Source organism: Peterkaempfera bronchialis (genome assembly GCF_003258605.2).
Lineage (GTDB): Bacteria > Actinomycetota > Actinomycetes > Streptomycetales > Streptomycetaceae > Peterkaempfera > Peterkaempfera bronchialis.
In genome coordinates this window covers 6490610-6516543 of record NZ_CP031264.1, presented here as the reverse complement: position 1 = coordinate 6516543, position 25934 = coordinate 6490610, and the positions used below count along the sequence as shown (strand labels likewise).

23 protein-coding genes are annotated in these 25934 nt (G+C 71.4%); 3 read left to right on the top strand and 20 right to left on the bottom strand.

Annotation, left to right across the window (positions count from 1 at the left end; genetic code table 11):
- Positions 1–108: 108 nt before the first annotated feature.
- The 14 genes from C7M71_RS27805 to arc form a co-directional block, all read right to left on the bottom strand.
- Positions 109–354 (bottom strand): hypothetical protein, encoded by a 246-nt coding sequence (locus C7M71_RS27805; protein WP_114914616.1) that lies wholly within the window; start codon positions 352–354, stop codon positions 109–111.
- A gap of 109 nt (positions 355–463) precedes the next feature.
- Entirely contained in the window at positions 464–793 is a 330-nt protein-coding gene (locus C7M71_RS27800) for a hypothetical protein (RefSeq protein WP_407675952.1), read from the bottom strand.
- Positions 762–1700, bottom strand: coding sequence for a helix-turn-helix transcriptional regulator (locus tag C7M71_RS27795; RefSeq protein WP_111489683.1), 939 nt, complete (start codon positions 1698–1700; stop codon positions 762–764). Before C7M71_RS27795 ends, C7M71_RS27800 begins: the two co-directional genes overlap by 32 nt.
- A 26-nt stretch (positions 1701–1726) precedes the next feature.
- Positions 1727–2746, bottom strand: coding sequence for a helix-turn-helix transcriptional regulator (locus C7M71_RS27790; protein ID WP_111489666.1), 1020 nt, complete (start codon positions 2744–2746; stop codon positions 1727–1729).
- A gap of 213 nt (positions 2747–2959) precedes the next feature.
- A complete protein-coding gene (locus tag C7M71_RS27785) occupies positions 2960–3331 on the bottom strand; it encodes an FKBP-type peptidyl-prolyl cis-trans isomerase (protein ID WP_111489665.1) in 372 nt (123 codons plus the stop codon).
- Positions 3332–3417: 86 nt separating this feature from the next.
- The gene (locus tag C7M71_RS27780) at positions 3418–4680 is read right to left on the bottom strand and encodes an FKBP-type peptidyl-prolyl cis-trans isomerase (RefSeq protein ID WP_111489664.1); all 1263 of its coding nucleotides are present in this window, start codon (positions 4678–4680) and stop codon (positions 3418–3420) included.
- 93 nt (positions 4681–4773) lie between these two features.
- The gene (locus C7M71_RS27775) at positions 4774–5610 is read right to left on the bottom strand and encodes an FKBP-type peptidyl-prolyl cis-trans isomerase (protein WP_229758962.1); all 837 of its coding nucleotides are present in this window, start codon (positions 5608–5610) and stop codon (positions 4774–4776) included.
- 325 nt (positions 5611–5935) lie between these two features.
- Positions 5936–7297 carry a Pup--protein ligase gene (gene pafA / locus C7M71_RS27770; protein WP_111489662.1) on the bottom strand — a complete coding sequence of 454 codons (1362 nt, stop codon included), beginning with the start codon at positions 7295–7297 and terminating at the stop codon, positions 5936–5938.
- A 57-nt stretch (positions 7298–7354) separates the two neighbouring features.
- Positions 7355–7741 carry a ChaB family protein gene (locus C7M71_RS27765; protein WP_111489661.1) on the bottom strand — a complete coding sequence of 129 codons (387 nt, stop codon included), beginning with the start codon at positions 7739–7741 and terminating at the stop codon, positions 7355–7357.
- Positions 7742–7954: 213 nt separating this feature from the next.
- Positions 7955–8800, bottom strand: coding sequence for a proteasome subunit alpha (gene prcA, locus C7M71_RS27760; protein ID WP_229758961.1), 846 nt, complete (start codon positions 8798–8800; stop codon positions 7955–7957).
- A gap of 69 nt (positions 8801–8869) precedes the next feature.
- Positions 8870–9715 carry a proteasome subunit beta gene (gene prcB, locus C7M71_RS27755; protein WP_111489660.1) on the bottom strand — a complete coding sequence of 282 codons (846 nt, stop codon included), beginning with the start codon at positions 9713–9715 and terminating at the stop codon, positions 8870–8872.
- 177 nt (positions 9716–9892) lie between these two features.
- Positions 9893–10108, bottom strand: coding sequence for a ubiquitin-like protein Pup (locus tag C7M71_RS27745; RefSeq protein WP_111489659.1), 216 nt, complete (start codon positions 10106–10108; stop codon positions 9893–9895).
- A 153-nt stretch (positions 10109–10261) separates the two neighbouring features.
- Entirely contained in the window at positions 10262–11773 is a 1512-nt protein-coding gene (dop, locus tag C7M71_RS27740) for a depupylase/deamidase Dop (RefSeq protein WP_407675951.1), read from the bottom strand.
- 181 nt (positions 11774–11954) lie between these two features.
- Positions 11955–13721 carry a proteasome ATPase gene (gene arc / locus C7M71_RS27735; protein WP_111489657.1) on the bottom strand — a complete coding sequence of 589 codons (1767 nt, stop codon included), beginning with the start codon at positions 13719–13721 and terminating at the stop codon, positions 11955–11957.
- Positions 13722–14002: 281 nt separating this feature from the next.
- Here arc and C7M71_RS27730 point away from each other — a divergent pair, with 281 nt between their 5' ends.
- Positions 14003–14287, top strand: coding sequence for a ferredoxin (locus tag C7M71_RS27730; protein WP_111489656.1), 285 nt, complete (start codon positions 14003–14005; stop codon positions 14285–14287).
- A gap of 54 nt (positions 14288–14341) precedes the next feature.
- On the opposite strand, the gene C7M71_RS27725 is transcribed toward C7M71_RS27730, so the two are convergent.
- The 3 genes from C7M71_RS27725 to C7M71_RS27715 form a co-directional block, all read right to left on the bottom strand.
- A complete protein-coding gene (locus tag C7M71_RS27725; protein WP_229758960.1) occupies positions 14342–14995 on the bottom strand; it encodes a hypothetical protein in 654 nt (217 codons plus the stop codon).
- A 274-nt stretch (positions 14996–15269) separates the two neighbouring features.
- Positions 15270–16166 carry a tRNA (adenine-N1)-methyltransferase gene (locus tag C7M71_RS27720; protein ID WP_111489655.1) on the bottom strand — a complete coding sequence of 299 codons (897 nt, stop codon included), beginning with the start codon at positions 16164–16166 and terminating at the stop codon, positions 15270–15272.
- Positions 16167–16254: 88 nt separating this feature from the next.
- Positions 16255–17496 (bottom strand): site-2 protease family protein, encoded by a 1242-nt coding sequence (locus C7M71_RS27715; protein ID WP_229758959.1) that lies wholly within the window; start codon positions 17494–17496, stop codon positions 16255–16257.
- A gap of 202 nt (positions 17497–17698) precedes the next feature.
- Here C7M71_RS27715 and C7M71_RS27710 point away from each other — a divergent pair, with 202 nt between their 5' ends.
- Both C7M71_RS27710 and C7M71_RS27705 read left to right on the top strand, forming a co-directional pair.
- A complete protein-coding gene (locus C7M71_RS27710) occupies positions 17699–18628 on the top strand; it encodes a RecB family exonuclease (RefSeq protein WP_111489654.1) in 930 nt (309 codons plus the stop codon).
- The gene (locus C7M71_RS27705; protein WP_111489653.1) at positions 18625–19296 is read left to right on the top strand and encodes a response regulator; all 672 of its coding nucleotides are present in this window, start codon (positions 18625–18627) and stop codon (positions 19294–19296) included. Before C7M71_RS27710 ends, C7M71_RS27705 begins: the two co-directional genes overlap by 4 nt.
- A 97-nt stretch (positions 19297–19393) precedes the next feature.
- Here the strand turns inward: C7M71_RS27705 and C7M71_RS27700 are convergent, their stop codons facing one another.
- From C7M71_RS27700 to metH, 3 genes are all read right to left on the bottom strand, one after another.
- Positions 19394–21004: an ABC transporter substrate-binding protein gene (locus C7M71_RS27700; protein WP_111489652.1), complete on the bottom strand. Its 1611-nt coding sequence runs from the start codon at positions 21002–21004 to the stop codon at positions 19394–19396.
- A 414-nt stretch (positions 21005–21418) separates the two neighbouring features.
- A complete protein-coding gene (locus C7M71_RS27695) occupies positions 21419–22123 on the bottom strand; it encodes an HAD family hydrolase (RefSeq protein WP_229758958.1) in 705 nt (234 codons plus the stop codon).
- Between the two features lie 188 nt (positions 22124–22311).
- Positions 22312–25815 (bottom strand): methionine synthase, encoded by a 3504-nt coding sequence (gene metH, locus C7M71_RS27690; protein ID WP_111489650.1) that lies wholly within the window; start codon positions 25813–25815, stop codon positions 22312–22314.
- Positions 25816–25934 lie beyond the last annotated feature (119 nt).

The following is a 25934-nucleotide window of genomic DNA, read 5'->3' as shown; positions in this document are numbered from 1 at the left end:
GCCCCCCACCGCAGATTCGAGGGCCGCCTCCTGAGGGTAACGCGGTGGAGCACACCGCACGACCCCCTGTCCACCGCAGTGACCGCGCCACCCGGTGGAAGCCGCTGGTCAGCGTGGCGGCGCGCGATCCGGGGAGGGGGCGCGTCCCGCTCCGGTCGCGGTCGCCGCCAGGGCGTCCGCGAGCGGTGCGGCAGCCGCCTCCAGCCTGGTGGCCGACCGGGCGAGCGCGCGGGAGGCGGTGTCCACCTCGCGGGCGAGGCTCCGTACGTCCAGCCAGACGCGGAGCCCGAGCCAGCCCAGCACCAGCAGTCCGGCGGTGGCCAGGCCGGTGGCGCCGACGATCATCCATGGCATGGCCCGAGCCTAGGGCATCCGGCCGGGCGTCATGGACGGCACCGCGGCCCGGGTGCCACGGGCGGCACGGGCGGCACGGGCGGCACGGGCGGCACCGGCATGACGGGCCTCACGGGCCGAGGTGCAGCCGCATGGTGGAGACGCCGGCGCCGGTGAGCGCGTCCACGATCCGCTCACCGGCCGGTTTGCGCACCGCGGCACCGCACTCCGGGCAGGTGAAGCTGTAGAAGGTGCGCTCGCGGCTGCGGCCGACGGCGAGGCGCAGCGCCTCCGCCCCCAGCTCCACCTTGCTGCGGCACTCCGTGCAGAACGCCTTGAACCGCGTGGTCGTGGACACCCGCGTACCGTTTCCTCTCCGGGCCGTGACGGCCACGCCCCCCGCAAGCTCGGCACCCTCGCCGATGTGGTCAGCTCCCCGCCGGGGCCTGCTCCGGTCCATAGGCGGCCAGCGCCTCCAGCGCGGTGGCGCGGGCCCGCTCGGCGAGGTCGGCGGGGGCGACGATGCGCCCGTCGCGGCCCAGCCGCAGCGCCAGGCGGCGCAGCCCGGAGGGGTCCGGGGTGCGCAGGGTGATCCGCAGGCCGCCGTCGGGAAGCTCTACCGCCTCGTCATGGGTGTAGTACTCGGTGACCCACCGGCCGCCGGGACCGACCTCCAGGACCACCTCCGGGTCGTCGGCGGCCGGGCGCACCAGGCCCTCGGAGAGGTCGCGCAGCTCCAGCGGCGGCGGGTCGGCGGGGGCGTCCAGCACCCGGAGGTCGGCCACCCGGTCCAGGCGGAACATCCGCCGCCCCTCGGAGACCCGGCACCAGGCCTCCAGATAGGTGTGGCCCTCGGTGACCATCCGGATGGGGTCCACCTCGCGCTCGGTCATGCCGCCGCGCCCGTAGGAGTAGTAGCGCAGCCAGAGCCGGCGGCGCTCGGACAGGGCCCGGTCGACGTCGGCGAAGACATGCCCCTCGGCCTCGAAGGTGACCCCGACCCGGGCGCTGCCCTGGGCGCTCTCCCCGGCGGAGGACTCGATCTTGGCGACGGCGCGGGTGAGCGCCTGCCGGTCGCGCTCGCGCAGCCCGGGCAGCCCGGCCACCGCGCGGGCGGCCACCAGCAGGGCGGTGGCCTCGTCGGCGGCCAGCCGCAGCGGCTGGGCGACGTCGTCGACGTTGTGCCACCAAATGTGCTCGCCGTCGGTGTCGATGTCCAGCAGGTCGCCGCCACGGAAGCTGGTGCCGCACATCGGCAGCACATTGAGGTCGGCGATCAGCTCCTGCTCGGTGATGCCGAAGGCACGGGCGACCTCGCCGACCCGGGCGCCGGGGCGCTCGCGCAGATAGGTGACCAGGGAGAGCATCCTGCGGGTCTGGTCGATGGCGTTGCTCACCGCTGGGCTCCCTGGGGGGCGTGCTCGGGGGTGTTCTCGGAGAGGGCGGCGTCCAGACCGGCCACCGCGCGCAGCCGGGTGACGACGTCGGCGCGCAGGTCGTCGGGGCCGAGCACGACGACGTCGGCGCCGAACTCGGCGAGCCAGGCGCCCAGGCCGTAGCCGTAGGGGATCTCCAGCTCGTCCCAGTCGGCGTCCAGCGGCTCGGTGGCGACCGCCTTGGCGCGCAGCGGGAAGGCCGCGCCCCGGCGCAGCCGGATGCGGGCGGTGGCGGTGGCGCCCTCCCCGGCGAAGCGGGCGACGTTCTCGCGTACGTCCACGTGGTCGGGGACATCGGCGGTGAAGCGGCCGGCCCGGGTGCGCACCTTGCCGGTGATGCGGCTGAGCCGGAAGACCCGGGCGTCCTTGCGGTCGCGGTCCCAGCCGGCCACGTACCAGTGGCCGTGCCAGCACTCCAGGGCCCAGGGTTCGACACTGCGCTGCTCGGGCAGGACGGCGCCGGCCTTGCGGTAGTCGAAGGCGACCGGGCGGCGGTCGCGGGCGGCGAGCAGCAGCGGCTCGAAGGCGGCCTCGCGGGCCGGGATGCGCGGCTCCAGGGCGGTGTGCTCCGGGGCCGACGACTCCTCGAAGGGCACGCCGGCGGCGCGCAGCTTCTGGAGGGCGCCGCTGGCGGCTCCGGCCAGCCGGGCCTGCTGCCAGACGCGGGCCGCCAGGCTGAGCGCGGCGGCCTCCTCGGCGTCCAGGGCGATCTCGGGCAGCCGGTTGCGGTCCCGGCGGGCGACATAGCCGACCTCGCCGTCCAGCGCGGACTCGTCGATGTCGATGACCAGGCCGAGTTCCCGCAGGTCGTCCTTGTCCCGCTCGAACATCCGGTTGAAGGCTTCCTCGCTGCCTGCGGCGGACGCCTCCCGGTATGCCTCGATGGAGTCCCGCAGCTCCTTCTTCGAGAGCGGGCGCCTGGTGTTCATCAGGCACAGCGCGAGGTTCATCAGCCGCTCTGCCTTGGCGATCGCCATCGCTGACCCTTCCGGTGCGGTGCGGGTGCGCCCCGCCTCCCCGATGGAGGGTGCGCGCCCACCGGACGGACGCTGTCCGGCGCCTTGACCGTACCGTTTGCGGCGCGAGCGGCGAAACCTGGTCCGCGGGTGAAGTCGGCGCGGGCGTGCGGGGGTTGCCCAGGACGCAGACCGCCCCCCGGCGGAACCGGGGGGCGGCGGTGCGGTCGGAGGTCAGACCGACAGCAGGTCCACCACGAAGATCAGCGTCTCGCCGGGCTTGATGGCGGGGGTGGGGCTCTGGTCCCCGTAGGCCAGGTGCGCCGGGATGATCAGCTCGCGGCGACCGCCGACCTTCATGCCGACGACGCCCTGGTCCCAGCCCTTGATGACCCGGCCGCCGCCCAGCGGGAAGCGGAACGTCTGGTTGCGGTTCCAGCTGGCGTCGAACTCCTCGCCGGTGCTGAAGGCCACGCCGACATAGTGGACCTCGACGGTCTGGCCAGGCTTGGCCTCAGGGCCGTCGCCCACCCAGAGGTCGCGGACCTGCAACTCCGCCGGCGGCTCGCCACCCGGGAAGTCGACCAGGGGCTTCTCGATGCTCACAGTGCCTCTTTCCATGGCCCCGGCGGATCCGGGGCACGTCGGTACGTACAGGGCAGCGCGCCGCGCGGGCGGCCACCCGGTCTTGCCTACCCCGCGTCCAGGATGTCCACAACGAAGACCAGCGTCGAATTGGCCGGAATCGAACCCTGTGCCTGGTCCTTGTAGCCCAGGGACGGCGGGATCACCAACTCCACCCGGCTGCCCACGGTCTGCCCGACCAGGCCCTTGTCCCAGCCCTCGATGACCTGGCCACCGCCGGTGACAAAGCTGAAGGCGGAGCCCCGGTCCAGCGAGGAGTCGAACTTCTTGCCGTTGCTGTAGAGCAGACCGGTGTACTGGACGACGACCTTCTGGCCGGACTCGACCTTGGGCCCCTTGCCCTTGATCAGCACCGCGCTCTTCAGCGCCTTGGGCGCGGCGACGCCCTTGGGCACGGTGATCTCGGCGGCCTTCTTGCCGTTGTCCTTCACCTGCGGCAGGTCGGCCGGGGCGTCGGTCGGGGTGCCGGAGACGATCGCGGTGGGGTCGGTGGCGCGGACGATGTCCACCGCGAAGACCAGGGTGTCCTTGGCGCCCACGCCCAGCTGGGAGTTCCCCTGCTCGCGGAAGGCGGCCTCGGGCGGGGCCACCACCAGGACCCGGCTGCCCACCTTGCGGCCCGCCACGCTGCTGTCCAGCGCGGCGATCAGCTCGCCGGCACCGGCCTGGAACAGCTGAGGCTTGGCGCCCTTGTCATAGGAGCTGGGGATGTCCTTCCCCGTCGTCCAGTCCTTGGCGGTGTAGTCGACGGTGACCCAGTCGTTCTTCTTCACCACCGGGCCGTCGCCCTCGGTGAGGGTCTTCACCACAAAGGTCCCGTCCGCCTGCTCCTTGGGCACCTCGATCCGGGCCTTGGTGCCCACCGCGCCGGAGACCTTGGGCAGCACCGCGGCGGTGTCCTTGATCGGCGGCACGGTCGGCTCGGTCGGCTCGGATGCCTCGGCGCTCGGGCTCTGGGCGGAATCGGCGGCGGCGGCCGGCGCCACGTCGCCCGAGTCCGGCCGGTTGGCCAGCCACAGGGTGACGCCGCTGCCCACCAGCAGCACGGCGAGCACGGTGCCCAGGATCACGCCGAGGCGGCCCACACCGGGCGGCGCCTCGTCGTACCCCGCCTCCGACTGCGGCTTGCGCCGCACCGTGGAGGCGAAGACCTCCGGCTCCTCCTCGGTCGACGGCGCCGCCCGGCGGCCGGTCTCGGCCTTTCGGACCACTATCGACTCGCCCGTACCGCCCATGACCCCGCCCGGCCGCAGCGCGGCCGGGTCGCTGGTCCCGCGGGGGTCGCCCGGGCCCGGCGCGTTCTCAGACATGACTCCCCAATTCGCCGATCCTCGCTCGCTGCTGCGCAGAGCGGCAGCAGTATGTCAGGTCTGCCTGGGAATCCGGTCCCAGGGCGGCCCCGGCTAGACGGCCTGGAGGATGTCGATGACGAAGACCAGCGTCGAATTGGCGGGGATCGGCCCCTGCGCCTTGTCGCCGTAGCCCAGCGACGGCGGGATCACCAGCAGCACCCTGCTGCCCACGGTCTGGCCGACCAGCCCCTGGTCCCAGCCCTTGATCACATTGCCGGTGCCGATGTCGAAGGCGGTGGCCCCGCCGTGGTCCCAGGAGGAGTCGAACTTCTTCCCGGTGGGCCAGAGCGCCCCGGTGTACTGGGCGACGACCTTCTGCCCCGCAGTCACCTTCGGCCCGTCGCCCTTGATCAGCACCGCGCTCTTCAGCTCCTTGGGCGCCGTGGCGCCCTTGGGCACGGTGATGGTCGCCGCCGCCTTGCCGTTCTCCTTCACCTGCGGCAGGTCGGCCGGCGGCGGGGTGCTGCGGCCGGAGAGCGTGGCGTCCTGCGGCACGGCGTTCAGGATGTCGACCGCGAAGACCAGCGTGTCATCCGGACCGACGCCCAGGCCCGAGCTGCCCTTGCTGCCGAACGCCGCCGCCGGCGGGGCCACCACCAGGACGCGGCTGCCCACCTTGCGGCCCACCACACTGGTGTCGAAGGCGGGGATCAGCTGCCCGGAACCGGCCTGGTAGAGCTGCGGCTTCTGGCCCTTGTCATAGGAGCTGGGGATGTCCTTCCCCGTGGTCCAGTCCTTGGCGGTGTAGTTGATCGTCACCCAGTCCGCCTTCTTCACCACCGCCCCGGTGCCCTCGGAGACCGTGGAGACCACGAACTTGCCGCTGGGTGCACCGGACGGCAGCGTGATGTCGGCCCGCTTCCCGGCCGCACCGGAGACCGTGGGCATCGGCGAAGCGGAGGACACCGGGGTCGGTACGGGCTGCGCCGAGGCCGGTGGCGCCGAAGCCGGGGCCGAGGCGGCAGGTGAGGCACTGCTCGGGGACGTGGAGCCGCCGCCGCTACCGCATCCCGTGAGTACCAGGAGGGGCAGGACGAGCAGCGCGGCGATGGGGCGCACGACGTTCCTAACTGTCGGTCACACAGGCGGTCCGATCTCTCCGGACACCTTAGGTCCCGACCGGGCGACGCCGCAGGTAGGCCGACGCGCACAATCCGCCGGACCGGTGATCGGTCATTCCGTCCGATCACCGGTCCGGCGGTGGGTCACCGGGTCACATCCCGGCGATCAGCTTGTCCACCCGTTCGTCCACCGAGCGAAAGGGGTCCTTGCACAGGACGGTGCGCTGCGCCTGGTCGTTGAGCTTGAGGTGGACCCAGTCCACCGTGAAGTCGCGGCGCTGCTCCTGGGCGCGGCGGATGAAGTCGCCGCGCAGCCGTGCCCTGGTGGTCTGCGGCGGCACCGACTTGGCCTGGAAGGTCTTGAGGTCGGTGGTCACCCGCTCCGCCTGTCCCTTGTTCTGGAGCAGGTAGAAGAGGCCGCGGCGGCGGTGGATGTCGTGGTAGGCGAGGTCGATCTGGGCCACCCGGGGGTGCGACATGCTCATGCCGTTCTTTTCCCGGTAGCGCTCGATCAACTGGTATTTCATCACCCAGTCGATCTCGGTTCCGACCTTGGCCAGGTCCTCGGTGCGGACCGCGTCCAGGGTGCGGCCCCACAGGTCCAGGACCCGGTCCACGGTGCCGGTGCGGATTCCGCGCCGCTCCGCGAACTCCACGGCCTTGGCGTAGTACTCCTCCTGGACCTCCAGGGCGGACGCCTCCCGGCCGTTGGCCAGCCGGACCTGGCGGCGGCCGGTGAGGTCATGGCTGACCTCGCGGATCGCCCGGATGGGGTTCTCCAGGGTGAGGTCCCGCATCACCGTGCCGGCCTCGATCATGCGGAGGACCAGGTCGGTGGCGCCCACCTTGAGCAGGGTGGTGGTCTCCGACATGTTGGAGTCGCCCACGATGACATGCAGCCTGCGGTAGCGCTCGGCGTCGGCGTGCGGCTCGTCGCGGGTGTTGATGATCGGGCGGGAGCGGGTGGTCGCCGAGCTGACGCCCTCCCAGATGTGCTCCGCGCGCTGGCTGACGCAGTACACGGCGCCGCGCGGCGTCTGGAGCACCTTGCCGGCGCCGCAGATCAGCTGGCGGGTGACCAGGAACGGGATGAGGATGTCCGCCAGCCGGGAGAACTCCCCGTGCCGGGCCACCAGGTAGTTCTCGTGGCAGCCGTAGGAGTTGCCGGCGGAGTCGGTGTTGTTCTTGAAGAGGTAGACGTCCCCGGCGATGCCCTCCTCGTGCAGACGCCGCTCGGCGTCCACCAGCAGACCTTCGAGGATGCGTTCACCGGCCTTGTCGTGAGTGACCAGTTCGGTGACGTCGTCGCACTCCGGAGTGGCGTACTCCGGGTGCGAACCCACGTCCAGATAGAGGCGGGCGCCATTGCGCAGGAACACATTGCTGCTGCGGCCCCACGAGACGACACGGCGGAAGAGGTAGCGCGCCACTTCGTCCGGGGACAGGCGCCGCTGCCCCCGGAACGTGCAGGTGACACCGTACTCGTTCTCCAGCCCGAAAATGCGGCGGTCCATGAGTGGACTTTACGCTTTCGGGCGCCTTCTGAAACCGTTTCGGGGACGGCGATTCGATCACGACCCCCGAGCGCGCCGGGTACTCGACCGGTTGGCCTTGTCGATCGCCTGGATCAGCTCGGACTTCTTCATCGAGGAACGGCCCGGGATGTGCAGCTCCTTGGCGATCCCGTACAGATGGTCCTTGCTGGCGCTCTCGTCCACGCCGTGGGAGGAGCGGCCGCCGGTGTTGCGCGGGCGGGCCGACTGCGGGTCGGAGGGGCCCTTGCGGCCCTTCTCCTTGGGCTCCCAGTGGTCGCCCACCTTCTCGTGGGTGTGCTTCAGCGCGCCATAGGCCGTGCGATGGGACCGCTCGCCCTCGCCGTACTCCTGCACGGCGCTGTCGTGCGCCTTGGCCCAGGTGTCCTGCGCCTTCCTGCCGGACCGGCGCAGCGTCGAGGGCATGTTATTAGGTGTCGGGGCGTTGGGTTTCGGGGCGTTGGGTTTCGGGGCGCTCGGTGTCTGAGCCTTGCGGGCGGGCATGTCGGCTCACCTCCGTGATCGCGATCTCTCTCGGAGTGGCGCCTGCCCGGTGCAGAACGGGGGAAACGACCGGGGCGGGCCGGTGCGCCGCTGCGGCGCGCCGGCCCGCCGGGGGCTGTACGGGGCTGGTGGGGGTTAGAGCGGCGGCTCCGAGGCGCCACCGGGCTCCTCGGGTGCGTCCGGCTCCTCCGGTCCCTTGGAGCTCTCCGGCTTGCCCGAGCCGTCCGACCGGTCCGGCTTCTCGATGGGCGGGGCGACCGGGGCGTCGTCGCCGCCGCCACCGGCCTCCAGGAGACGGCTGAGCTGGCTGCCCAGCACCCGCTTGAACTTCCGCTTCTGGGGGCGGCTGCGGTCCAGCACGGCCACCTCCAGCTGCTCGGGGGTGATGGTCCGGGGGGTGCCGCCGTTGGGGTCGCGGGCCAGCGAGTCCACCGCGAGCTTGAGCGCCTCGGCCAGGGTGAAGCCGGCCCGGTGCCGCTGGCCGAGGTAGTTGCCGATGGAGTCGGCGTTGCCGCCGACCACCACGCTGTTGTGCTCGTCGACGACGGAGCCGTCGGGGGTGAGGCGGTAGATCTGGTCGTCCTCGGGGCTCTTGCCGACCTCGGCCACGATCAGCTCCACCTCGTACGGCTTCTCGCCGACCGAGGAGAAGATGGTGCCGAGGGTCTGGGCGTAGACGTTCGCCAGGCCGCGCGCCGTGACATCGGCCCGGTCGTAGGAGTAGCCGCGCAGGTCGGCGTAGCGGACGCCGCCGATGCGCAGGTTCTCGAACTCGTTGTAGCGGCCGACTGCGGCATAGGCGATGCGGTCGTAGATCTCGCTGACCTTGTGCAGCGCCCTGGAGGTGTTCTCCGCGACGAAGACGATGCCGTCGGTGTAGGTGAGCACGACCACGCTGCGGCCCCGCGCGATGCCCTTGCGGGCGTATTCGGCGCGGTCCGCCATGGCCTGCTGGGGTGAGACGTAGAACGGCGTCGACACCGGCTGTCGTCCCCTTCTGTCAGGTGGGTCCGGGTTGGGGCGGGGAGGCGGCAGGGCCGCCACGGCTTGCTACAGCAGGGGCGCCTGGGGGCCGTCGGGCTGCTCCAGCCGCCTGGCGGTCACCGAGCGGGCGATCTCGGAGACCTCGTCCTCGGGCAGCCTGCGGAAGCCGTCCTCGGAGACCACGGCGACGATCGGGAAGATCCGCCGGGCCATGTCCGGGCCGCCGGTCGCGGAGTCGTCGTCGGCCGCGTCGTAGAGGGCCTGGACGACCAGCGTGGACGCCTGCTCGGCGGTCAGGCCCTCGCGGTACAGCTTCTTGAGCGCGCCCCGGGCGAAGACCGAGCCCGAGCCGGTGGCCGCGAAGCCGCGCTCCTCGGAGCGCCCGCCGGTGACGTCGTAGGTGAAGATCCGGCCCCGGCCCAGGTCCAGGTCGTACCCGGCGAAGAGCGGCACCACGGCGAGGCCCTGCATCGCCATGCCCAGATTGCTGCGGATCATGGTGGAGAGGCGGTTGGCCTTGCCCTCCAGGGAGAGCTGGGCGCCCTCGATCTTCTCGTAGTGCTCCAGCTCCAGCTGGAAGAGCCGGACCATCTCCACGGCGAGGCCGGCGGTGCCCGCGATCCCCACCGCGGAGTACTCGTCGGCCGGGAAGACCTTCTCGATGTCGCGCTGCGCGATGACATTGCCCATGGTGGCCCGCCGGTCACCGGCCAGCACCACGCCGCCGTCGAAGGACGCCGAGACGATGGTGGTCCCGTGCGGGGCCTCGATCACCGCCGGCGCCCCCGGCAGCGACCGGCGGCCGGGGAGCAGCGCCGGGGAGTGCTCGGCGAGGAAGTCGATGAACGAGGAGGACCCGGGGGTCAGGAAGGCAGCCGGTAGACGCCCGGTGCCGTGAGTGTTGGCTTCCACACGATCCCTTCCGAAGAGGCGGCGGCCCGCCGCACCAGTACGGCACGGACCCTACCCGTTCCATGGTCACGATCCACCTGACCGGCTCGGCCGAAGCGGAATGCGGGTAGCATTCCGCGGAGCATTCCGGGGAATGCTCCGCGGTGCTGTCCGACCCCCGTACCGGACATATCGCTACTACTCGCCGCCCTTCTGGACAAACCCCCTGACGAAGTCCTCGGCATTCGACTCGAGCACCTCGTCGATTTCGTCCAGAACCGCGTCGACGTCGTCGGAGAGCTTCTCCTGCCGCTCCTTGAGCTCCTCGGAGCCCTGCGCCTCGGGCGCCTGCTCCTCGACCTCCTCGGAGGAGCGGTTGGCCCGCTGCTGGCCGCCGGTGTCCTTGGTCGCCATATCCCTCACCCCGCTCGCTTGCGATTGCGATACTGGTCAGACCCTACATACGGGCTACGACAAGCGCTCCGGTTCCGCTCACCTCTCTCAACGTCCGGGGCTCCCCCGGATGATTCCCCTCCGGGCGGCTCTTCACTCTTGGTGACCGCCGACTCACGCCCCCGACAGCACCCTGACCAGGTCCTCGGCCGTGCGGCAGCGGTCCAGCAGTTCCTTGACGTGGTTGCGGGTGCCGCGCAGCGGCTCCAGGGTGGGCACCCGCTGCAACGAGTCCCGGCCCGGCAGGTCGAAGATCACCGAGTCCCAGGAGGCGGCGGCCACATGCTCCGCGTACTGCTCCAGGCAGCGCCCCCGGAAGTAGGCCCTGGTGTCCTCCGGCGGCTTCACCGCCGCCCGGGTGACCGCGTCCTCGTCCACCAGCCGCTCGAAGCGCCCACGCGCCACCAGGCGGTTGTACAGGCCCTTCTCCTGCCGGACGTCGGAGTACTGGAGGTCGACCAGGTGCAGCCGGGGGCTCTCCCAGCCGAGGCCGTCCCGCTGCCGGTAGCCCTCCAGGATCTCCTTCTTGGCGATCCAGTCCAGCTCCCGGCTGAGGCTCATCGGGTCCCGCTCCAGGCGCCCGAGCACGTCCTCCCAGCGGTCCAGCACCTCCCGGGTCTGCTCGTCGGCGTCCGCCCCGTAGCGGTCCTCGACGAACTTGTGGGCCAGCTCGCAGTACTCCATCTGGAGCTGGACCGCCGTGAGGGTACGGCCGTTACGCAGTGTGACCAGTCGTTGCAGCGTGGGGTCGTGGGAGACCTGGTGCAGGGTGCGGACCGGCTGGTCCACGGCCAGGTCCACATTGATGAACCCGTCCTCGATCATGGAGAGCACCAGCGCGGTGGTGCCCAGCTTGAGGTAGGTGGAGATCTCGGAGAGGTTGGCATCACCGATGATCACATGCAGCCGGCGGTACTTCTCGGCGTCGGCGTGCGGCTCGTCGCGGGTGTTGATGATGGGCCGCTTGAGCGTGGTCTCCAGGCCGACCTCGACCTCGAAGTAGTCGGCGCGCTGGCTGATCTGGAAGCCGTGCGCCGAGCCGTCCTGGCCGATGCCGACCCGGCCGGCGCCGCAGACCACCTGGCGGGAGACGAAGAACGGGGTGAGGTGGCGGACGATGTCGGCGAACGGCGTCGCCCGCTTCATCAGGTAGTTCTCATGGCAGCCGTAGGAGGCGCCCTTGTTGTCGGTGTTGTTCTTGTAGAGGTGGATCGGCTGGGCCCCGGGCAGCTCGGCGGCGCGGGCCGCGGCGGCTGCCATGATCCGCTCGCCGGCCTTGTCCCAGAGCACCGCCTCACGCGGATTGGTGGTCTCGGGCGCGCTGTACTCCGGATGGGCGTGGTCGACGTAGAACCGGGCCCCGTTGGTCAGGATGATGTTGGCCAGGCCGATGTCCTCGTCGGTGAGCTGGCTGGAGTCCGCGGCCTCGCGTGCGAGGTCGAAGCCCCGGGCGTCCCGGAGCGGGTTCTCCTCCTCGAAGTCCCACCGGGCCCGCCTCGCCCGCTGCATCGCCGCCGCATAGGCGTTGACGATCTGGGACGAGGTGAGCATGGCGTTGGCGTTGGGGTGGCCGGGAACGGAGATACCGTACTCGGTCTCGATCCCCATCACGCGCCGTACAGACATGCGGCCCTCCTTGCCCGGCGCCACGCCCCGACCGGGCGCGGCGCTGCCCTTCGAGCCTAGAACCCCCGGCGGACATCGGGCGGATCGTCCGCCGCACGAACCGTCCGGCTGCGGGGGCGGCGGGGCCTCCGCAGCCGGACGGTCATGGCGGTCGTGTGGCAGCCCGTCCGGGCGACTGGTCCTACAGGTACTGACCCGTGTTGGCCACGGTGTCGATGGATCGGCCGGACTCGGCGCCCTGCTTGCCGGTGACGAGCGTGCGGATGAAGACGATCCGCTCGCCCTTCTTGCCGGAGATGCGGGCCCAGTCGTCCGGGTTGGTGGTGTTGGGCAGGTCCTCGTTCTCCTTGAACTCGTCCACGCAGGCGGCGAGCAGGTGGGAGACGCGCAGGCCCTTCTGGCCGTGGTCGAGGAAGTCCTTGATGGCCATCTTCTTCGCCCGGTCCACGATGTTCTGGATCATGGCGCCGGAGTTGAAGTCCTTGAAGTACAGGACCTCCTTGTCACCGTTGGCATAGGTGACCTCCAGGAAGCGGTTCTCCTCGGTCTCCGAGTACATCCGCTCCACCACGGACTGGATCATGGCGTCGACGGTGGCCTCGGACGAGGAGCCGTGCTCCTTGAGGTCGTCCGGGTGCAGCGGCAGGGTGACCTTGAGGTACTTCGAGAAGATGTCCTTGGCGGCCTCGGCGTCCGGGCGCTCGATCTTGATCTTGACATCCAGCCGGCCCGGCCGCAGGATCGCCGGGTCGATCATGTCCTCCCGGTTGGAGGCGCCGATGACGATGACGTTCTCCAGGCCCTCCACACCGTCGATCTCGGCGAGCAGCTGGGGGACGATGGTGTTCTCCACGTCGGAGCTGACGCCGGACCCCCGGGTGCGGAAGAGGGACTCCATCTCGTCGAAGAAGACGATCACGGGGGTGCCCTCGCCGGCCTTCTCCCGGGCCCGCTGGAAGACCAGGCGGATCTGCCGCTCGGTCTCGCCGACGTACTTGTTGAGCAGCTCCGGGCCCTTGATGTTGAGGAAGTAGCTCTTGCCCTGGGGGCGGCCGGTGACCTCGGCGACCTTCTTGGCCAGCGAGTTGGCCACCGCCTTGGCGATGAGCGTCTTGCCGCATCCGGGCGGCCCGTAGAGCAGCACGCCCTTGGGCGGGCGCAGCTCGTACTCCTGGAAGAGCTCGGCGTGCAGGTAGGGCAGTTCGACGGCGTCCCGGATCTGCTCGATCTGGTTGGCCAGGCCACCGATCTGCCGGTAGTCGATGTCGGGGACCTCCTCCAGCACGAGCTCCTCGACCTCGGACTTGGGGATCACCTCGTAGACATAGCCGGAGCGGGGCTCCAGCAGCAGCGCGTCACCGGACCGCAGGACGAGGTCGCGGAGCGGCTCGGCGAGCCGGACCACGCGCTCCTCGTCGGTGTGACCGAGCACCAGGGCGCGCTCGCCGTCCTCCAGGACCTCCTTGAGGGTGACGATCTCGCCGATGGACTCGAATTCCAGCGCGTCCACGACATTCATCGCCTCGTTGAGCAGGACCTCCTGCCCGCGCCGGAGCTCGTCGAGGTCGATGCCGGGGGAGACGCTCACCCGCAGCTTGCGGCCGCCGGTGAAGATGTCCGCTGTGCCGTCCTCGACGGCGCTGAGGAAGGTGCCGAACCCGGCAGGGGGCTGAGCGAGCCGGTCCACCTCCTCCTTGAGGGCCACGATCTGGTCGCGGGCCTCGCGGAGGGTGGCGGCAAGCCGCTCGTTCTGGGCCGTTACGCCGGCCAGGTTGGTCTGCAGCTCGACAATGCGCTCCTCAAGGATCCTTGAGTGGCGCGGCGAGTCGGCGAGCTTACGGCGCAGGACAGCAATCTCCTGCTCAAGGAACGAGACCTGCGCGGCCTCCTCGGAACCCCGAGCCGGCCTGCCGGTGCTGCGGTTGTAGTCGTCATCGTGGGCTGCCACGGTCCTCACCTCCTCCGGGGGAGCTGGACGCTTCCAGACCCTACCTGTGCCGGGGGTCGTGTAAACCCCTAGATCAGAAAGACGGAAGGGGCGTGTCCGATCTTCACCCTTGCGCGCTTCCCCTCGCCAGGGAGATACCCAGCCGACACCTGCGGAAAGCGACCAGATGTATCGTCGATCAGGTCAGATCACGATCGCTACCGCCGCAACCGGTCCGATCGTTGTACGAATGGCGGGAATGCCCCTGCTGGGGGCGACTCAGGACAGAAACGGCAGGCGAGATGTCGGCGACCGAGCCCCTCGAAGTGTGGATCGACCAGGATCTCTGCACCGGCGACGGGATCTGCGCGCAGTACGCGCCGGAGGTCTTCGAGCTCGACATCGACGGCCTGGCCTATGTGAAGGGCGCGGACGAGGAGCTTCGTCAGCAGCCCGGCGAGAGCGTGCCGGTGCCGCTGACCGTCCTTCAGGACGTGGTGGACTCGGCCAAGGAGTGCCCGGGCGACTGCATCCACGTCCGGCGGGTCAGCGACCGGGTCGAGGTCTACGGGCCGGACGCCGAGTAGCCCGCGCCGCCGCCCGCTCCCCCGCCGCCCCCAGTCAGGCCGGCGTCTGCTCCGTCAGGCCCCTGCCTGCTCCGTCGGGGCGGCGACCTGCGCCCGGACCCAGCTGTCGCCGGCCCGGGCCCAGCTGAGGATCAGGTTGACGTCCGGACAGCAGCGCGGCACATCGACCGTGGAGTAGCCCTGCACCCGCGCGATGACGGTGCCGCCGTCGCCGGGTTCCAGCTCCAGCACGCTGAGGTTCTCCTCCGGCCGCACCAGGGTGGCGGCGACCCGGGGGGCGCCGGCGCCCGCCGCGAGTACATAGACACCGTCCGGCGGGGTGCCGTTGGTGCCGTCGCAGTGCGCCGCCACCACGGTCTCGGGGCGGCCGTCGGCGTCCAGGTCGGCGGAGAACGTCCGGGCGGCCTTCACCGGAAACGGGCCGCAGTCCAGCGGCAGTTGGGCCTTGGCCGGGTCGGGGGCCGGAACCGGGGCCGGGGCGGGCGCCCGGACCGGACCGGCGGTCGGCGGCCGTACCGCGTACGGGGCGCCCTGGGCCGGGGCGGTGACCACGGCGACGGCGATCACGGCGCCGATCCCGGCTGCGGTGGCGGCCCAGTGCACCGCGCCCGAGCGGGCGTGCGCGGTACCTTCGGGGCGGCTCGGGAGACCCGGCGACGACGGGGCGGCGTCCGGCTCCCCGGCCGCGTCCTCGGCTGCTGCGTCCACCTGGTGATCCCCTCCACCGGCGTGGTGCCCGTCGATCGGCACGGTGGGCATGTCATGTGCAGCAGATCTTGCCATACCCGGAAGCCGCCGCAGCCCACCGGGAGCCCCGCACCCGGAGGCACCCCGGACCGCCGCCCCGAACCGTCCTGAGCAGCGCGGACCGGGTGGTGCGGACCGGGGTGGCGCGGGACCGGGGTGGGGAGACGGCGACGGCGGGGCGGTGCGGAGCCGGGTCATCCCGGCTCCGCACCGCCCCGCCGTCGTCCGCCGGGCGTCAGCTCGCGCCGCCGCCCGCCGCAGCCTCGTAGTCCTCGCCGTAGGCGCCCTTGGAGGGGCGGCGGCGGCGCAGCGGGGGCTCCACACCGTCGGCCAGCCGGCGGGCGGTGAGCAGGAAGCCGGTGTGGCCGATCATGCGGTGGTCCGGGCGGACCGCCAGGCCCTCCAGGTGCCAGGTGCGGACCATGGTCTCCCAGGCCTGCGGCTCGGTGAAGGTCTTGTGCTCGCGCAGCGCCTCGACGGTGCGGGACATCTGCGTGGTGGTGGCCACGTAGCAGCAGACCAGACCGCCGGGCACCAGCGCCTTGGAGACCGCGTCCAGGCACTCCCAGGGGGCCAGCATGTCCAGGATGACGCGGTCGACGTCGCTCTCGACCAGGTTGTCCTGGAGGTCGCCGACGGTGAGCCGCCAGGCCGGGTGGGGGCCGCCGAAGTAGCGCTCGACGTTCTTGCGGGCGATGTCCGCGAAGTCGGCCCGGCGCTCGTAGGAGGAGAGCGAACCCTGGTCTCCCACGGCGCGCAGCAGGTACGTGGAGAGCGCTCCGGAGCCGACACCCGCCTCGACCACCCGGGCACCGGGGAAGATGTCGGCCATCGAGATGATCTGCCCCGCGTCCTTGGGGTAGACCACCGCGGCACCGCGCGGCATGGACAGGACGTAGTCGGGGAGCAGGGGACGCAGCGCGAGGTAGGCGACGTTTCCCGTGGTACGCACGACAGTGCCCTCAGGGGCACCGATCAGCTCGTCGTGCGGGAAGGAACCCTTGTGGGTATGGAAGTTCTTCCCGGCTTCGAGCGTGAACGTGTAGTGGCGTCCCTTGGGGTCGGTGAGCTGGACCTGGTCCCCGACCTGGAAGGGCCCGCGACGGCGGGCGGCACCGGTCGGTTCGGACATGCGGCCCATTCTAGTGCCAGCCGGGACGTCCCCCCGACCATGCGACCGGCCACCCGTACGACCGCCGGAGCAGGGCGCGGGGAGGCGGTCAGCGACCGGCCATGGCGGCGGCGAAGACCTGCTCCACGTCGGCGAGCGACAGCACCCCGTACATCCGTCCGTCCGCCTCGACCACCAGGTACTCGCTGGCCGGAGAGCGGCGCAGCGCCTCCAGCAGCTCCTCCCCGCCGCTGTCGGCGGGGAGCCGCATGCCCGGCGTCAGGTCGCGGGAGAGGGCGCCGGTGGCGGTCCATGGGCGGCGGTGCTCGGGCACGGCGAGCACCGCGGACTCCCGGACCACCGCGCTGGGCGTACCGCGCCCGTCGACCACCACGATGCCGCGCGCGCCCACCTCGCGGGCCTGCCGCAGCGCCTCGGCGAGCGGGGTGTCGGCGGTGACCGCCACCGCCCGGCGGGTCAGGGCGCGCACCCGCAGCCTCGGCAGTGCCTCCTTGAGCCGGGCGGTGCGCAGGGACTGGCCGGCGCCGTTCCAGATGATGGCGGCGAGCACGGCGGCGAGGACCGCGTCGGTGAGGGTGCCCGTGGTGGACGCCTCGGGCCCGGTGCGCAGCGCGGTCAGCAGCGGCAGCCCGACCAGCACGGCGACCGCCAGGCAGCGCCCGACCCAGGCGGCGGCGACGGTGCCCGCCATGGGGCGCCCGGTGACGCGCCACACGGCGGCGCGCAGCATCCGGCCGCCGTCCAGCGGGAGTCCGGGCAGCAGGTTGAAGACGGCCACGATGACATTGCTCACCATCAGGCCGGCCAGCAGCACCCCGGGCACCGTGCCCGGCGTGACCAGGTGCATGGCCAGGTAGAAGGCGCCGCCCAGCAGCAGCGAGAGCAGCGGCCCGGCGAAGGCCAGCCAGAACTCCCGGCCGGGTGTCTCCGCCTCCTTCTCGATCTCGGAGACGCCGCCGAAGAACTGGAGCTGGATGCGGCGCACCGGCAGGCCGTAGCGGAGCGCGACCAGGGTGTGGGCGAGCTCGTGGATGAAGACCGAGCCGTAGAAGGCGACGGCGAAGAAGAACGAGACCAGATAGCGTTCGCCGCCCAGCTCGGGCAGGACCGACTCCAGCTGACTGCCGAAGATCCAGGTGATCAGCGCGGCGATGACGAACCAGGTGGGCGTCACATAGACCGGGACTCCGAACGGGCGCCCCATCAGGATGCCGCCGCGCGGCGGATCGGGGCGGGGCCGCTCCGGGTCGCGCGGGGGCTCGTCGGGGCGGGGCCCGTCCGATGTCGACTGCCCCCTGGTCTCGCTCACCGTGGCCCCTTCAGATCGCATGCGGTGCGGCCGTGCCGGGCGTGCCCGGGATGCGCGTATGCGCCCACGCTACGTGATGGGTGGATGGCGGACGATCGCGGGCGTCCTGCTGTCCGGCGGCCCCTGCTGCTCTGATACCCCTCGCGATGGCCGCTCAGCCGCCGGCCGGTCGCTGTCGGCAGGATGCCGGTGGGATGTCGGCGGCGGGGCATAGGGTCGGGGCATGTACCAGACCGACAGCGGAGCCGACCCCTCGGGAGCGGCCGTCCCCCCTCCCGCCGAGGAGGCCGCTCCGGCCGATCTCCGGGAGCGCCCCGCCGCCCCGCCCAGCGGGCTCTCCCCGTCCCGGGCGGGCGACTTCATGACCTGCCCGCTGCTGTACCGGTTCCGGGTGATCGACCGGCTGCCCGAGCCGCCGAGCCCCGCTGCGACCCGGGGCACCGTGGTGCACGCGGTGCTGGAGCGCCTCTTCGACAGCCCGGCGGCCGAGCGCACCCCGCAGCGCGCCCGGGAGCTGCTGCGCCCGCAGTGGGAGCGGCTGCTGGGCGAGCGCCCGGAGCTGGCCGGGCTCTTCCCTGACGATGCGGACGGCGCGCTGCTGGCGGGCTGGCTGGCCGACGCCGAGCGGCTGCTGGAGGGGTACTTCCGGCTGGAGGACCCCACCCGGCTGGAGCCCGCCGAGCGCGAGCTGTATGTGGAGACCGCCCTGGAGTCGGGCCTGCTGCTGCGCGGCTACATCGACCGGGTCGATGTGGCGCCCACCGGGGAGATCCGGCTGGTCGACTACAAGACCGGCAAGGCGCCCTCGCGGGACTTCGAGGGCAAGGCCATGTTCCAGATGAAGTTCTATGCGCTGATGCTGTGGCGGCTGCGCGGCGTGGTGCCCAGGCGGCTTCAGCTGGTCTACCTGGGCAGCGGCGACGTGGTGGCGTACGACCCCGACCCGGGCGATCTGCAGGCCGTGGAGCGCAAGCTGCTGGCCCTCTGGGAGGCGATCCAGCGCGCGGTGGCCACCGGGGAGTGGCGGCCGCGCCCCAGCCGGCTCTGCGACTGGTGCGACCACCGGGCACTCTGCCCGAGCTTCGGCGGGACTCCCCCGCCCTACCCCCTCGCCGTGCTGCCCGCACCGAGGACGACCGAGGAGTCGTGGTGACGATCCGAGTGCTGCTGGTCGACGACCAGCCGCTGCTGCGTACCGGTTTCCGGATGATTCTGGAGGCCGAGCCCGACCTGGCCGTGGTCGGTGAGGCCGGCGACGGCCAGCAGGCCCTGGACCAGGTGCGTGCGCTTCAGCCCGATGTGGTGCTGATGGACATCCGGATGCCCCGGATGGACGGTGTGGAGGCCACCCGGCGGATCTCCGGGCCGGGTCGCGACGGCCCGGCCAAGGTGCTGGTGCTCACCACCTTCGACCTGGACGAGTATGTGGTGGAGGCGCTGCGCGCCGGGGCGAGCGGCTTTCTGCTGAAGGACGTGCCCGCCGAGGAGCTGGTGCAGGCGATCCGGGTGGTGGCGGACGGCGCTGCGATGCTGGCGCCCAGCGTGACCCGCCGGCTGCTGGACATGTACGCCACCCGGCTGCCGTCGGGCGACGAGACGCCGCCGACCACGCTGAATTCGCTCACCGAGCGTGAGGTGGAGGTGCTCAAGCTGGTGGCGCGGGGCCTGTCCAACGCGGAGATCGCCGCCGAGCTGTTCGTCAGCGAGACCACGGTGAAGACCCATGTCGGCCATGTGCTGACCAAGCTGGGCCTGCGGGACCGGGTGCAGGCGGCGGTGTACGCATACGAGAGCGGGCTGGTCCGGCCGGGCGCCCTGTAGCGCCCTGGAGCGGCCGGTGGAGACAGACGCCGAGGCCGGTCGGAGCGGATGCTCCGACCGGCCTCGTGCGCTGCGGGCCCAGGTGGGCGGCGGGGGCTCAGCCGGCGATGCGGCCGATCTCCCAGAAGCGGACGATGGCCGTGGTGTCCACGGTCGACTCCACGCCGCTGATGTCGTCCCTGGAGACGTAGAAGCTCTTGCTCTGCCAGAGCGGGATCAGCGGGGCGTCATTGGCGATGATGTCCTGCATGGTGCCGAACTTGCCCATGGCCTCGGCCCGGTCGGTGACCTTGCGGCTCTGCGGCACCAGCTGACCGCTGATCTCCGGGTTGTCCCAGTTGTTGAGGTAGGCGCCGCCCTTGACCGCCAGCGGGACGATGTAGTTGTCCGCGTCCGGGTAGTCCGGCGACCAGCCGACCGCGTACGCCTGGTAGACGCCCTTGGCCCAGTTCTTCCGGAAGGTGTCCCAGGAGGCTTCCTTCTTCACGGTGACCCGGAAGAGGCCGCTGGACTCCAGCTGCTGCTTGATCTGGTTCTCTTCCGCCGCGTCCACCCGGGAGCGGGCCCAGGTGAGCGAGAAGCTGACCGGCGTCTCGATGCCGGCCTTCTCCAGGATGTCGCGGGCCTTCTTCGCACTCGGGTCGCCGTAGTGGTTGAAGAAGGCCGTGTTGCTGCCCAGGATGCCCTGCGGGACGACCGAGTAGAGCGCCTGCACCGTGCGGTTGTAGCCGTCCCGGGCGAGCGCCTTGCGGTCCAGCAGCTGGGCGACGGCCTGGCGGACCGCCTTCTGGCCGACCACCGGGTCCTTGGCGTTGAACACCATGTAGCGGGTCTCGGCGCTGTCACCGGTGACAACCTTGAACTTGCCGGTGCCCGAAAGGGCCTCCTGCTTGTACTTGGTCGAGTCCTTGGGGTCCAGGCTGTTGTCGGTGAAGTCGACCTTGCCGCTCTCCAGCGCCGCCTTCAGCTCGGCCGGCTCGCTGAAGTAACGCAGCGTGAACTTGCTGTTGTTGAGCTTGGCGCTGCCCTGGTAGCTGGAGTTGGCGGCCAGCCGCACGGTGCCGGGAGCGGTACCGTCCGAGGTCTTCATCTCGTCGATGCCCTCGACCTTGTACGGGCCGGAGCCGACCATCTTGGAGTTGGGCAGCAGCGCGTCGGCCGGGTAGACCTTGTGGTCGACGATGGCACCGGCGGCACTGGCGAGCTTCGAGGGGAAGATCGCGTCGGGCTCGGTGAGGTGGAAGACCACCCCGTCGTCGCCCTGGGCCGTGACCGACTCCAGCGTCTCGAAGAGCGCGTCGGCGGGGCCGTTGGGGTCGTGGATCTTCTTCATCCGGGTGAAGGAGAACACCACGTCCTCGGCGGTCAGCGAGTCGCCGTTGGAGAACTTCAGGCCGCTCTTCAGCGTGCACTGGTAGGTCTTGGCGTCCGCGCCCGTGAAGGCGCAGGACTTTGCCGCGTCAGGCTGCGGGGAGGTGGCCCCCGGAGGGAAGTTCAGCAGCATCTGGTGCGTGTTGTAGAGCAGCATCCAGGAGCCCACGTCGTACGCACCGGCGGGGTCGTACGTACCGGTCACCGTGGTGGTACCCATGGTGACCGCGGCATCGGACGCGCCGGAGCCGCTGCCTCCGGACGAGCCGCATCCGGCAACCGTTGAAGCGACCAGGCCGGCGCAGCCGAGCACCGCCAGTCTTTTGACTGCAGACATCTCTTCTCTTCTTCTCCAGACCGGCGGTGAGGGCGCCGCTTGTTGCCGCGGCCCGCCCCCGGGGTGTGGAAGCGGGCTCGGAGGCAGCGGGGAAGCACGGAGCGGCACCGCAGGACCTCTTCGGGTCCGCGGCACCGCCCTGTACGTCTCCGGCGCCTCCGCACCCGTTCCGACGGGGTGCGCCGGAGCGGGCGATGTACGGTGTGACGGTCCGTCGGAGGATGGGCGGAGGGGGCCTTCCGAGGACCGCGCGGGAGTTCGATCGGGTGTAGCGTGCCACAACGATCCCACGCGCGTAGAATCCTTCGCTCCACCAGGGCGTAGGGAGAAGGTTTAAAGGGCTCCGGAGCTGATCCGACTTGAGGACGATTGTCCGTCTTTTGGACTGTGCTGACTCTGCGTGAGTAACGAGCGTCACACTCGCGCGGGAACCAGCCGGCGCAGCAGCGCCAGGTCGACCTCCTCCAGCGAGCGCAGCACGGTGCGCCCCGGAGCAGCCTCGATCCGGGCCACCGTCGGCACCGCGATCACCGTGCAACCTGCGGCTTCGGCCGACCGCACGCCGGTGGGCGAGTCCTCGATGACCACGCAGCGGGCCGGCTCGGCCCCCAGCCGGGCTGCGGCGACCAGGTAGGGGTCGGGGTGCGGCTTGGTCCGGGTGACCTCGTCACCGGCCACCGAGAAGGCGAAGTGCTCGTTGCCCAGAGTGCGCATCACCATGTCGATGTCGTGCCGGTGGGACGCCGAGACCAGCGCGGTGGGCACGCCGTGTGCGGAGAGCTCGGTGAGCAGCCGCTCGGCCCCGGGCATCATCGGCACCCCGCCGGCCAGCAGCTCGGTGAACCGCTGGCCGATCATCAGGGAGAGCTCCGCTGCGGTGAGCGCCACCCCGGTGATGTCGATCAGGTAGTCCACCACCCGGGTCATCGGGCCGCCGACCACCCGCGCCCGGTCGGCCTCGTCCAGCTGGTGGCCCAGCTCGGCGAGGAGCGAGCTCTCCGCCTGCCACCAGAATTCCTCGGTGTCCACCAGGGTGCCGTCCATGTCGAGCAGGACGGCCTGGAGCCCGGAGCTGCCGGACTCGGCGGCGGAGGTGGCTGCGGCGGAGGTGGTGGTCACAGGATGGCGCCCCTTCCGATGGGCATGGTGTGGTGACAGGAGGAGCAAAGGGCCATCCAGCATACGCACGCCCCGGCCGCCGAGGGTGGCCGGGGCGTGGCAGAAGGGTTACGCGCCGTGGACATCACTGCCCAAGGGCGTCACTGCGCACGGGTGTCAGCGCGCACGGGCGTCACCGCGCACGGGTGTCAGCGTGCGTTGAAGTACTTGGCCTCGGGGTGGTGGATGACGATGGCGTCGGTGGACTGCTCGGGGTGGAGCTGGAACTCCTCGGAGAGCTCGACGCCGATCCGCTCCGGCCGCAGCAGGTCCGCGATCTTGGCGCGGTCCTCCAGGTCGGGGCAGGCGCCGTAGCCGAGCGAGAAGCGGGCGCCCCGGTACTTCAGCGCGAACATGTCGCGGACGTCGTCCGGGTCCTCCCCGGCGAAGCCCAGCTGGGCGCGGACCCGGGCGTGCCAGTACTCCGCCAGCGCCTCGGCCAGCTGCACGGAGAGGCCGTGCAGCTCCAGGTAGTCGCGGTAGGCGTCGGCCGCGAAGAGCTCGTTGGCCGCCTGCGAGATGCGGTTGCCCATGGTGACCACCTGGAAGCCGACCACGTCCCGCTCGCCCGACTCCTCGGGGCGGAAGAAGTCGGCCAGGCAGAGCCGGCGGCCACGGCGCTGGCGGGGGAAGGTGAAGCGGGTGCGCTCGGCGCCATCCTCGCCCAGGACCACCAGGTCGTCGCCCTTGGAGACGGCCGGGTAGTAGCCGTGGACCACCGCCGCCTCCAGCAGGCCGTCGGTCTGCAGCCGGTCCAGCCACATCCGCAGCCGGGGCCGGCCCTCGGTCTCCACCAGCTCCTCATAGGACGGGCCGTCGCCGCTGCGCGACGCCTTCAGGCCCCACTGGCCCTTGAACAGGGCGTCCTCGTCCAGCCAGGAGGCGTAGTCGGCCAGCGGGATGCCCTTGATGATCCGGTCGCCCCAGAACGGCGGGACCGGCACCGGGTTGTCCACGGCCACATCCGACCGCACCGAGCCCAGCTCCTCCTCCGGCTCCTGGACCTGCGGCCGCACCGCGACCCGGCGCTGCCGCAGCTCCGGCAGCGCGGCACCGGGCACCCCGCGCTTGACCGCGATCAGCGCGTCCATCAGCCGCAGGCCCTCGAAGGCGTCCCGGGCGTAGCGGACCTCGCCGTCGTAGATCTCGTGCAGGTCCTGCTCGACATAGGCGCGGGTCAGCGCGGCACCGCCGAGGATGACCGGCCAGCGGGCGGCCAGGCCGCGCTGGTTGAGCTCCTGGAGGTTCTCCTTCATCACCACCGTGGACTTCACCAGCAGGCCGGACATGCCGATGACATCGGCGTCATGCTCGGCGGCGGCCTCCAGGATGGCCGAGACGGGCTGCTTGATGCCCAGGTTGACCACGTTGTAGCCGTTGTTGGAGAGGATGATGTCGACCAGGTTCTTGCCGATGTCATGGACGTCGCCCTTGACCGTGGCCAGCACGATGGTGCCCTTGCCCTGGCTGTCGGCCTTCTCCATGTACGGCTCCAGGTGGGCCACGGCGGTCTTCATCACCTCCGCCGACTGGAGGACGAACGGCAGCTGCATCTGGCCGGAGCCGAACAGCTCACCGACCGTCTTCATGCCCTCCAGCAGCGTGTTGTTGATGATCTCCAGCGCCGGGCGGGAGGCCAGCGCCTCGTCCAGGTCGGCCTCCAGGCCGTTGCGCTCGCCGTCCACGATCCGGGCCCGCAGCCGCTCCTCCAGCGGCAGCGCGGCCAGCTCCTCGGCCTTCCCGGCCTTGACCGACTTGGCGTCCACGCCCTCGAAGAGCTCCAGGAACCGCTGCAACGGGTCATAGCCCTCCCGCCGCCGGTCGTACACCAGGTCCAGTGCCACCTCGCGCTGGTCCTCGGGGATCCTGGCCATCGGCAGGATCTTGGAGGCATGCACGATGGCCGAATCCAGCCCCGCCTCCACGCACTCGTGCAGGAAGACCGAGTTGAGCACCATCCGGGCGGCCGGGTTGAGGCCGAAGGAGACATTGGACAGGCCCAGGGTGGTCTGCACCGCCGGGTGGCGGCGCTTGAGCTCCCGGATCGCGCCGATGGTCTCCACCGCGTCGCGGCGGGACTCCTCCTGGCCGGTGGCGATGGTGAAGGTCAGACAGTCCACGATGATGTCGGACTCGGCCAGCCCGTACCCGGCGGTCAGCTCGGCGATCAGCCGCTCGGCCACCGCGACCTTGGTCTCGGCGGTACGGGCCTGCCCCTGCTCGTCGATGGTCAGCGCCACCACGGCCGCGCCGTGCTCGCGGGCGAGCCCGGCGACCTTGGCGAAGCGGGAGTCCGGGCCGTCGCCGTCCTCGTAGTTGACCGAGTTGAGCACCGCCCGGCCGCCCAGCATCTCCAGTCCGGCCCGCAGCACGTCGGTCTCGGTGGAGTCCAGCACGATCGGCAGCGTGGAGGCGGTGGCCAGCCGCCCGGCGACCTCCCGCATGTCGGCCACGCCGTCCCGGCCGACGTAGTCCACGCAGAGGTCCAGCAGGTGGGAGCCGTCGCGGATCTGCTCCCGGGCGATCTCCACACACGCCTGCCAGTCGCCGGCGAGCATGGCCTCGCGGAACTTCTTCGACCCATTGGCGTTGGTGCGCTCGCCGATCGCCAGATAGGAGGTGTCCTGCCGGAACGGCACCGCCTGGTACAGCGAGGCGGCGGCCGGCTCGGGGTGCGGCTCCCGGGCGGCCACCTCCCGGCCGCGCACCCGGTCCACCACCTGCCGCAGGTGCTCCGGGGTGGTACCGCAGCAGCCGCCGACCAGCGAGAGCCCGTACTGGCGGGTGAAGACGTCATGGGCGTCCGCCAGCTCCCCGGGGGTGAGCGGGTAGTGGGCGCCGTCCCGGCCGAGCACCGGCAGTCCGGCGTTGGGCATGCAGGAGAGGCCGATCCGGGCGTTCTTGGCCAGGTAGCGCAGGTGCTCGCTCATCTCGGCGGGGCCGGTGGCGCAGTTCAGGCCGATGTAGTCGATGCCCAGCGGCTCCAGCGCGGTCAGCGCCGCGCCGATCTCGGAGCCCAGCAGCATGGTGCCGGTGGTCTCCACGGTGACCTGCACAAAGACCGGCACGTCCAGGCCCGCCTCGGCCAGCGCCAGCTTGGCGCCCAGCACCGCCGCCTTGGTCTGGAGCAGGTCCTGGCTGGTCTCCACCAGCAGGCCGTCGGCGCCACCGGCGAGCAGACCGGCGGCGTTCTGCCGGAAGCCGTCCCGCAGCGTGGCGAAGGTGGCATGGCCCAGGGTCGGCAGCTTGGTGCCGGGGCCGATCGAGCCCAGCACCCACCGCGGCCGGTCGGGGGTGGCAAAACGGTCGGCGACCTCGCGGGCCACCGCCGCGCCCGCCTCCGAGAGCTCGAAGATCCGGTCCGCGATCCCGTACTCGCCGAGGGCGGCGAGGTTGGCACCGAAGGTGTTGGTCTCCACACAGTCGACGCCGACCTCGAAGTACGCCTCGTGGACCGAGCGGACGATGTCGGGGCGGGAGACGCTGAGGATCTCGTTGCAGCCCTCGTGGCCCTCGAAGTCGTCCAGCGACGGATCGTGCGCCTGGAGCATCGTGCCCATCGCCCCGTCGGCCACCACGACACGGGTGGCGAGGGCCTCACGCAGGGCGGTCGCCCTGCTCTGGTGGGATGCGGACGGGACGGCAATGGCCATGGTGATGCTCCCTGAGTGCGACGGCTGTCGGCTATGCGGGCCCCGTCGGCTCGGGGCCGCACCCGGCCAGCGTATCCGGCCGGGGGCCGAGCGACCGAGGGTGTTCCGTATCCTGGGCG

What these genes read in the sequence shown, in the direction of transcription:
- pafA (WP_111489662.1), bottom strand. Translation starts at nt 7,297, where the DNA reads ATGGACCGCCGCATTTTCGGGCTGGAGAACGAGTACGGTGTCACCTGC.
- C7M71_RS27765 (WP_111489661.1), bottom strand. Translation starts at nt 7,741, where the DNA reads ATGCCCTCGACGCTGCGCCGGTCCGGCAGGAAGGCGCAGGACACCTGG.
- C7M71_RS27720 (WP_111489655.1), bottom strand. Translation starts at nt 16,166, where the DNA reads ATGTCCGAACCGACCGGTGCCGCCCGCCGTCGCGGGCCCTTCCAGGTC.
- metH (WP_111489650.1), bottom strand. Translation starts at nt 25,815, where the DNA reads ATGGCCATTGCCGTCCCGTCCGCATCCCACCAGAGCAGGGCGACCGCC.
- C7M71_RS27800 (WP_407675952.1), bottom strand. Translation starts at nt 793, where the DNA reads ATGGACCGGAGCAGGCCCCGGCGGGGAGCTGACCACATCGGCGAGGGT.
- C7M71_RS27805 (WP_114914616.1), bottom strand. Translation starts at nt 354, where the DNA reads ATGCCATGGATGATCGTCGGCGCCACCGGCCTGGCCACCGCCGGACTG.
- C7M71_RS27790 (WP_111489666.1), bottom strand. Translation starts at nt 2,746, where the DNA reads ATGGCGATCGCCAAGGCAGAGCGGCTGATGAACCTCGCGCTGTGCCTG.
- C7M71_RS27730 (WP_111489656.1), top strand. Translation starts at nt 14,003, where the DNA reads ATGTCGGCGACCGAGCCCCTCGAAGTGTGGATCGACCAGGATCTCTGC.
- C7M71_RS27715 (WP_229758959.1), bottom strand. Translation starts at nt 17,496, where the DNA reads ATGCGATCTGAAGGGGCCACGGTGAGCGAGACCAGGGGGCAGTCGACA.
- dop (WP_407675951.1), bottom strand. Translation starts at nt 11,773, where the DNA reads ATGTCTGTACGGCGCGTGATGGGGATCGAGACCGAGTACGGTATCTCC.
- C7M71_RS27795 (WP_111489683.1), bottom strand. Translation starts at nt 1,700, where the DNA reads ATGCTCTCCCTGGTCACCTATCTGCGCGAGCGCCCCGGCGCCCGGGTC.
- C7M71_RS27775 (WP_229758962.1), bottom strand. Translation starts at nt 5,610, where the DNA reads ATGCCCACGGTCTCCGGTGCGGCCGGGAAGCGGGCCGACATCACGCTG.
- C7M71_RS27700 (WP_111489652.1), bottom strand. Translation starts at nt 21,004, where the DNA reads ATGTCTGCAGTCAAAAGACTGGCGGTGCTCGGCTGCGCCGGCCTGGTC.
- C7M71_RS27780 (WP_111489664.1), bottom strand. Translation starts at nt 4,680, where the DNA reads ATGTCTGAGAACGCGCCGGGCCCGGGCGACCCCCGCGGGACCAGCGAC.
- C7M71_RS27710 (WP_111489654.1), top strand. Translation starts at nt 17,699, where the DNA reads ATGTACCAGACCGACAGCGGAGCCGACCCCTCGGGAGCGGCCGTCCCC.
- C7M71_RS27745 (WP_111489659.1), bottom strand. Translation starts at nt 10,108, where the DNA reads ATGGCGACCAAGGACACCGGCGGCCAGCAGCGGGCCAACCGCTCCTCC.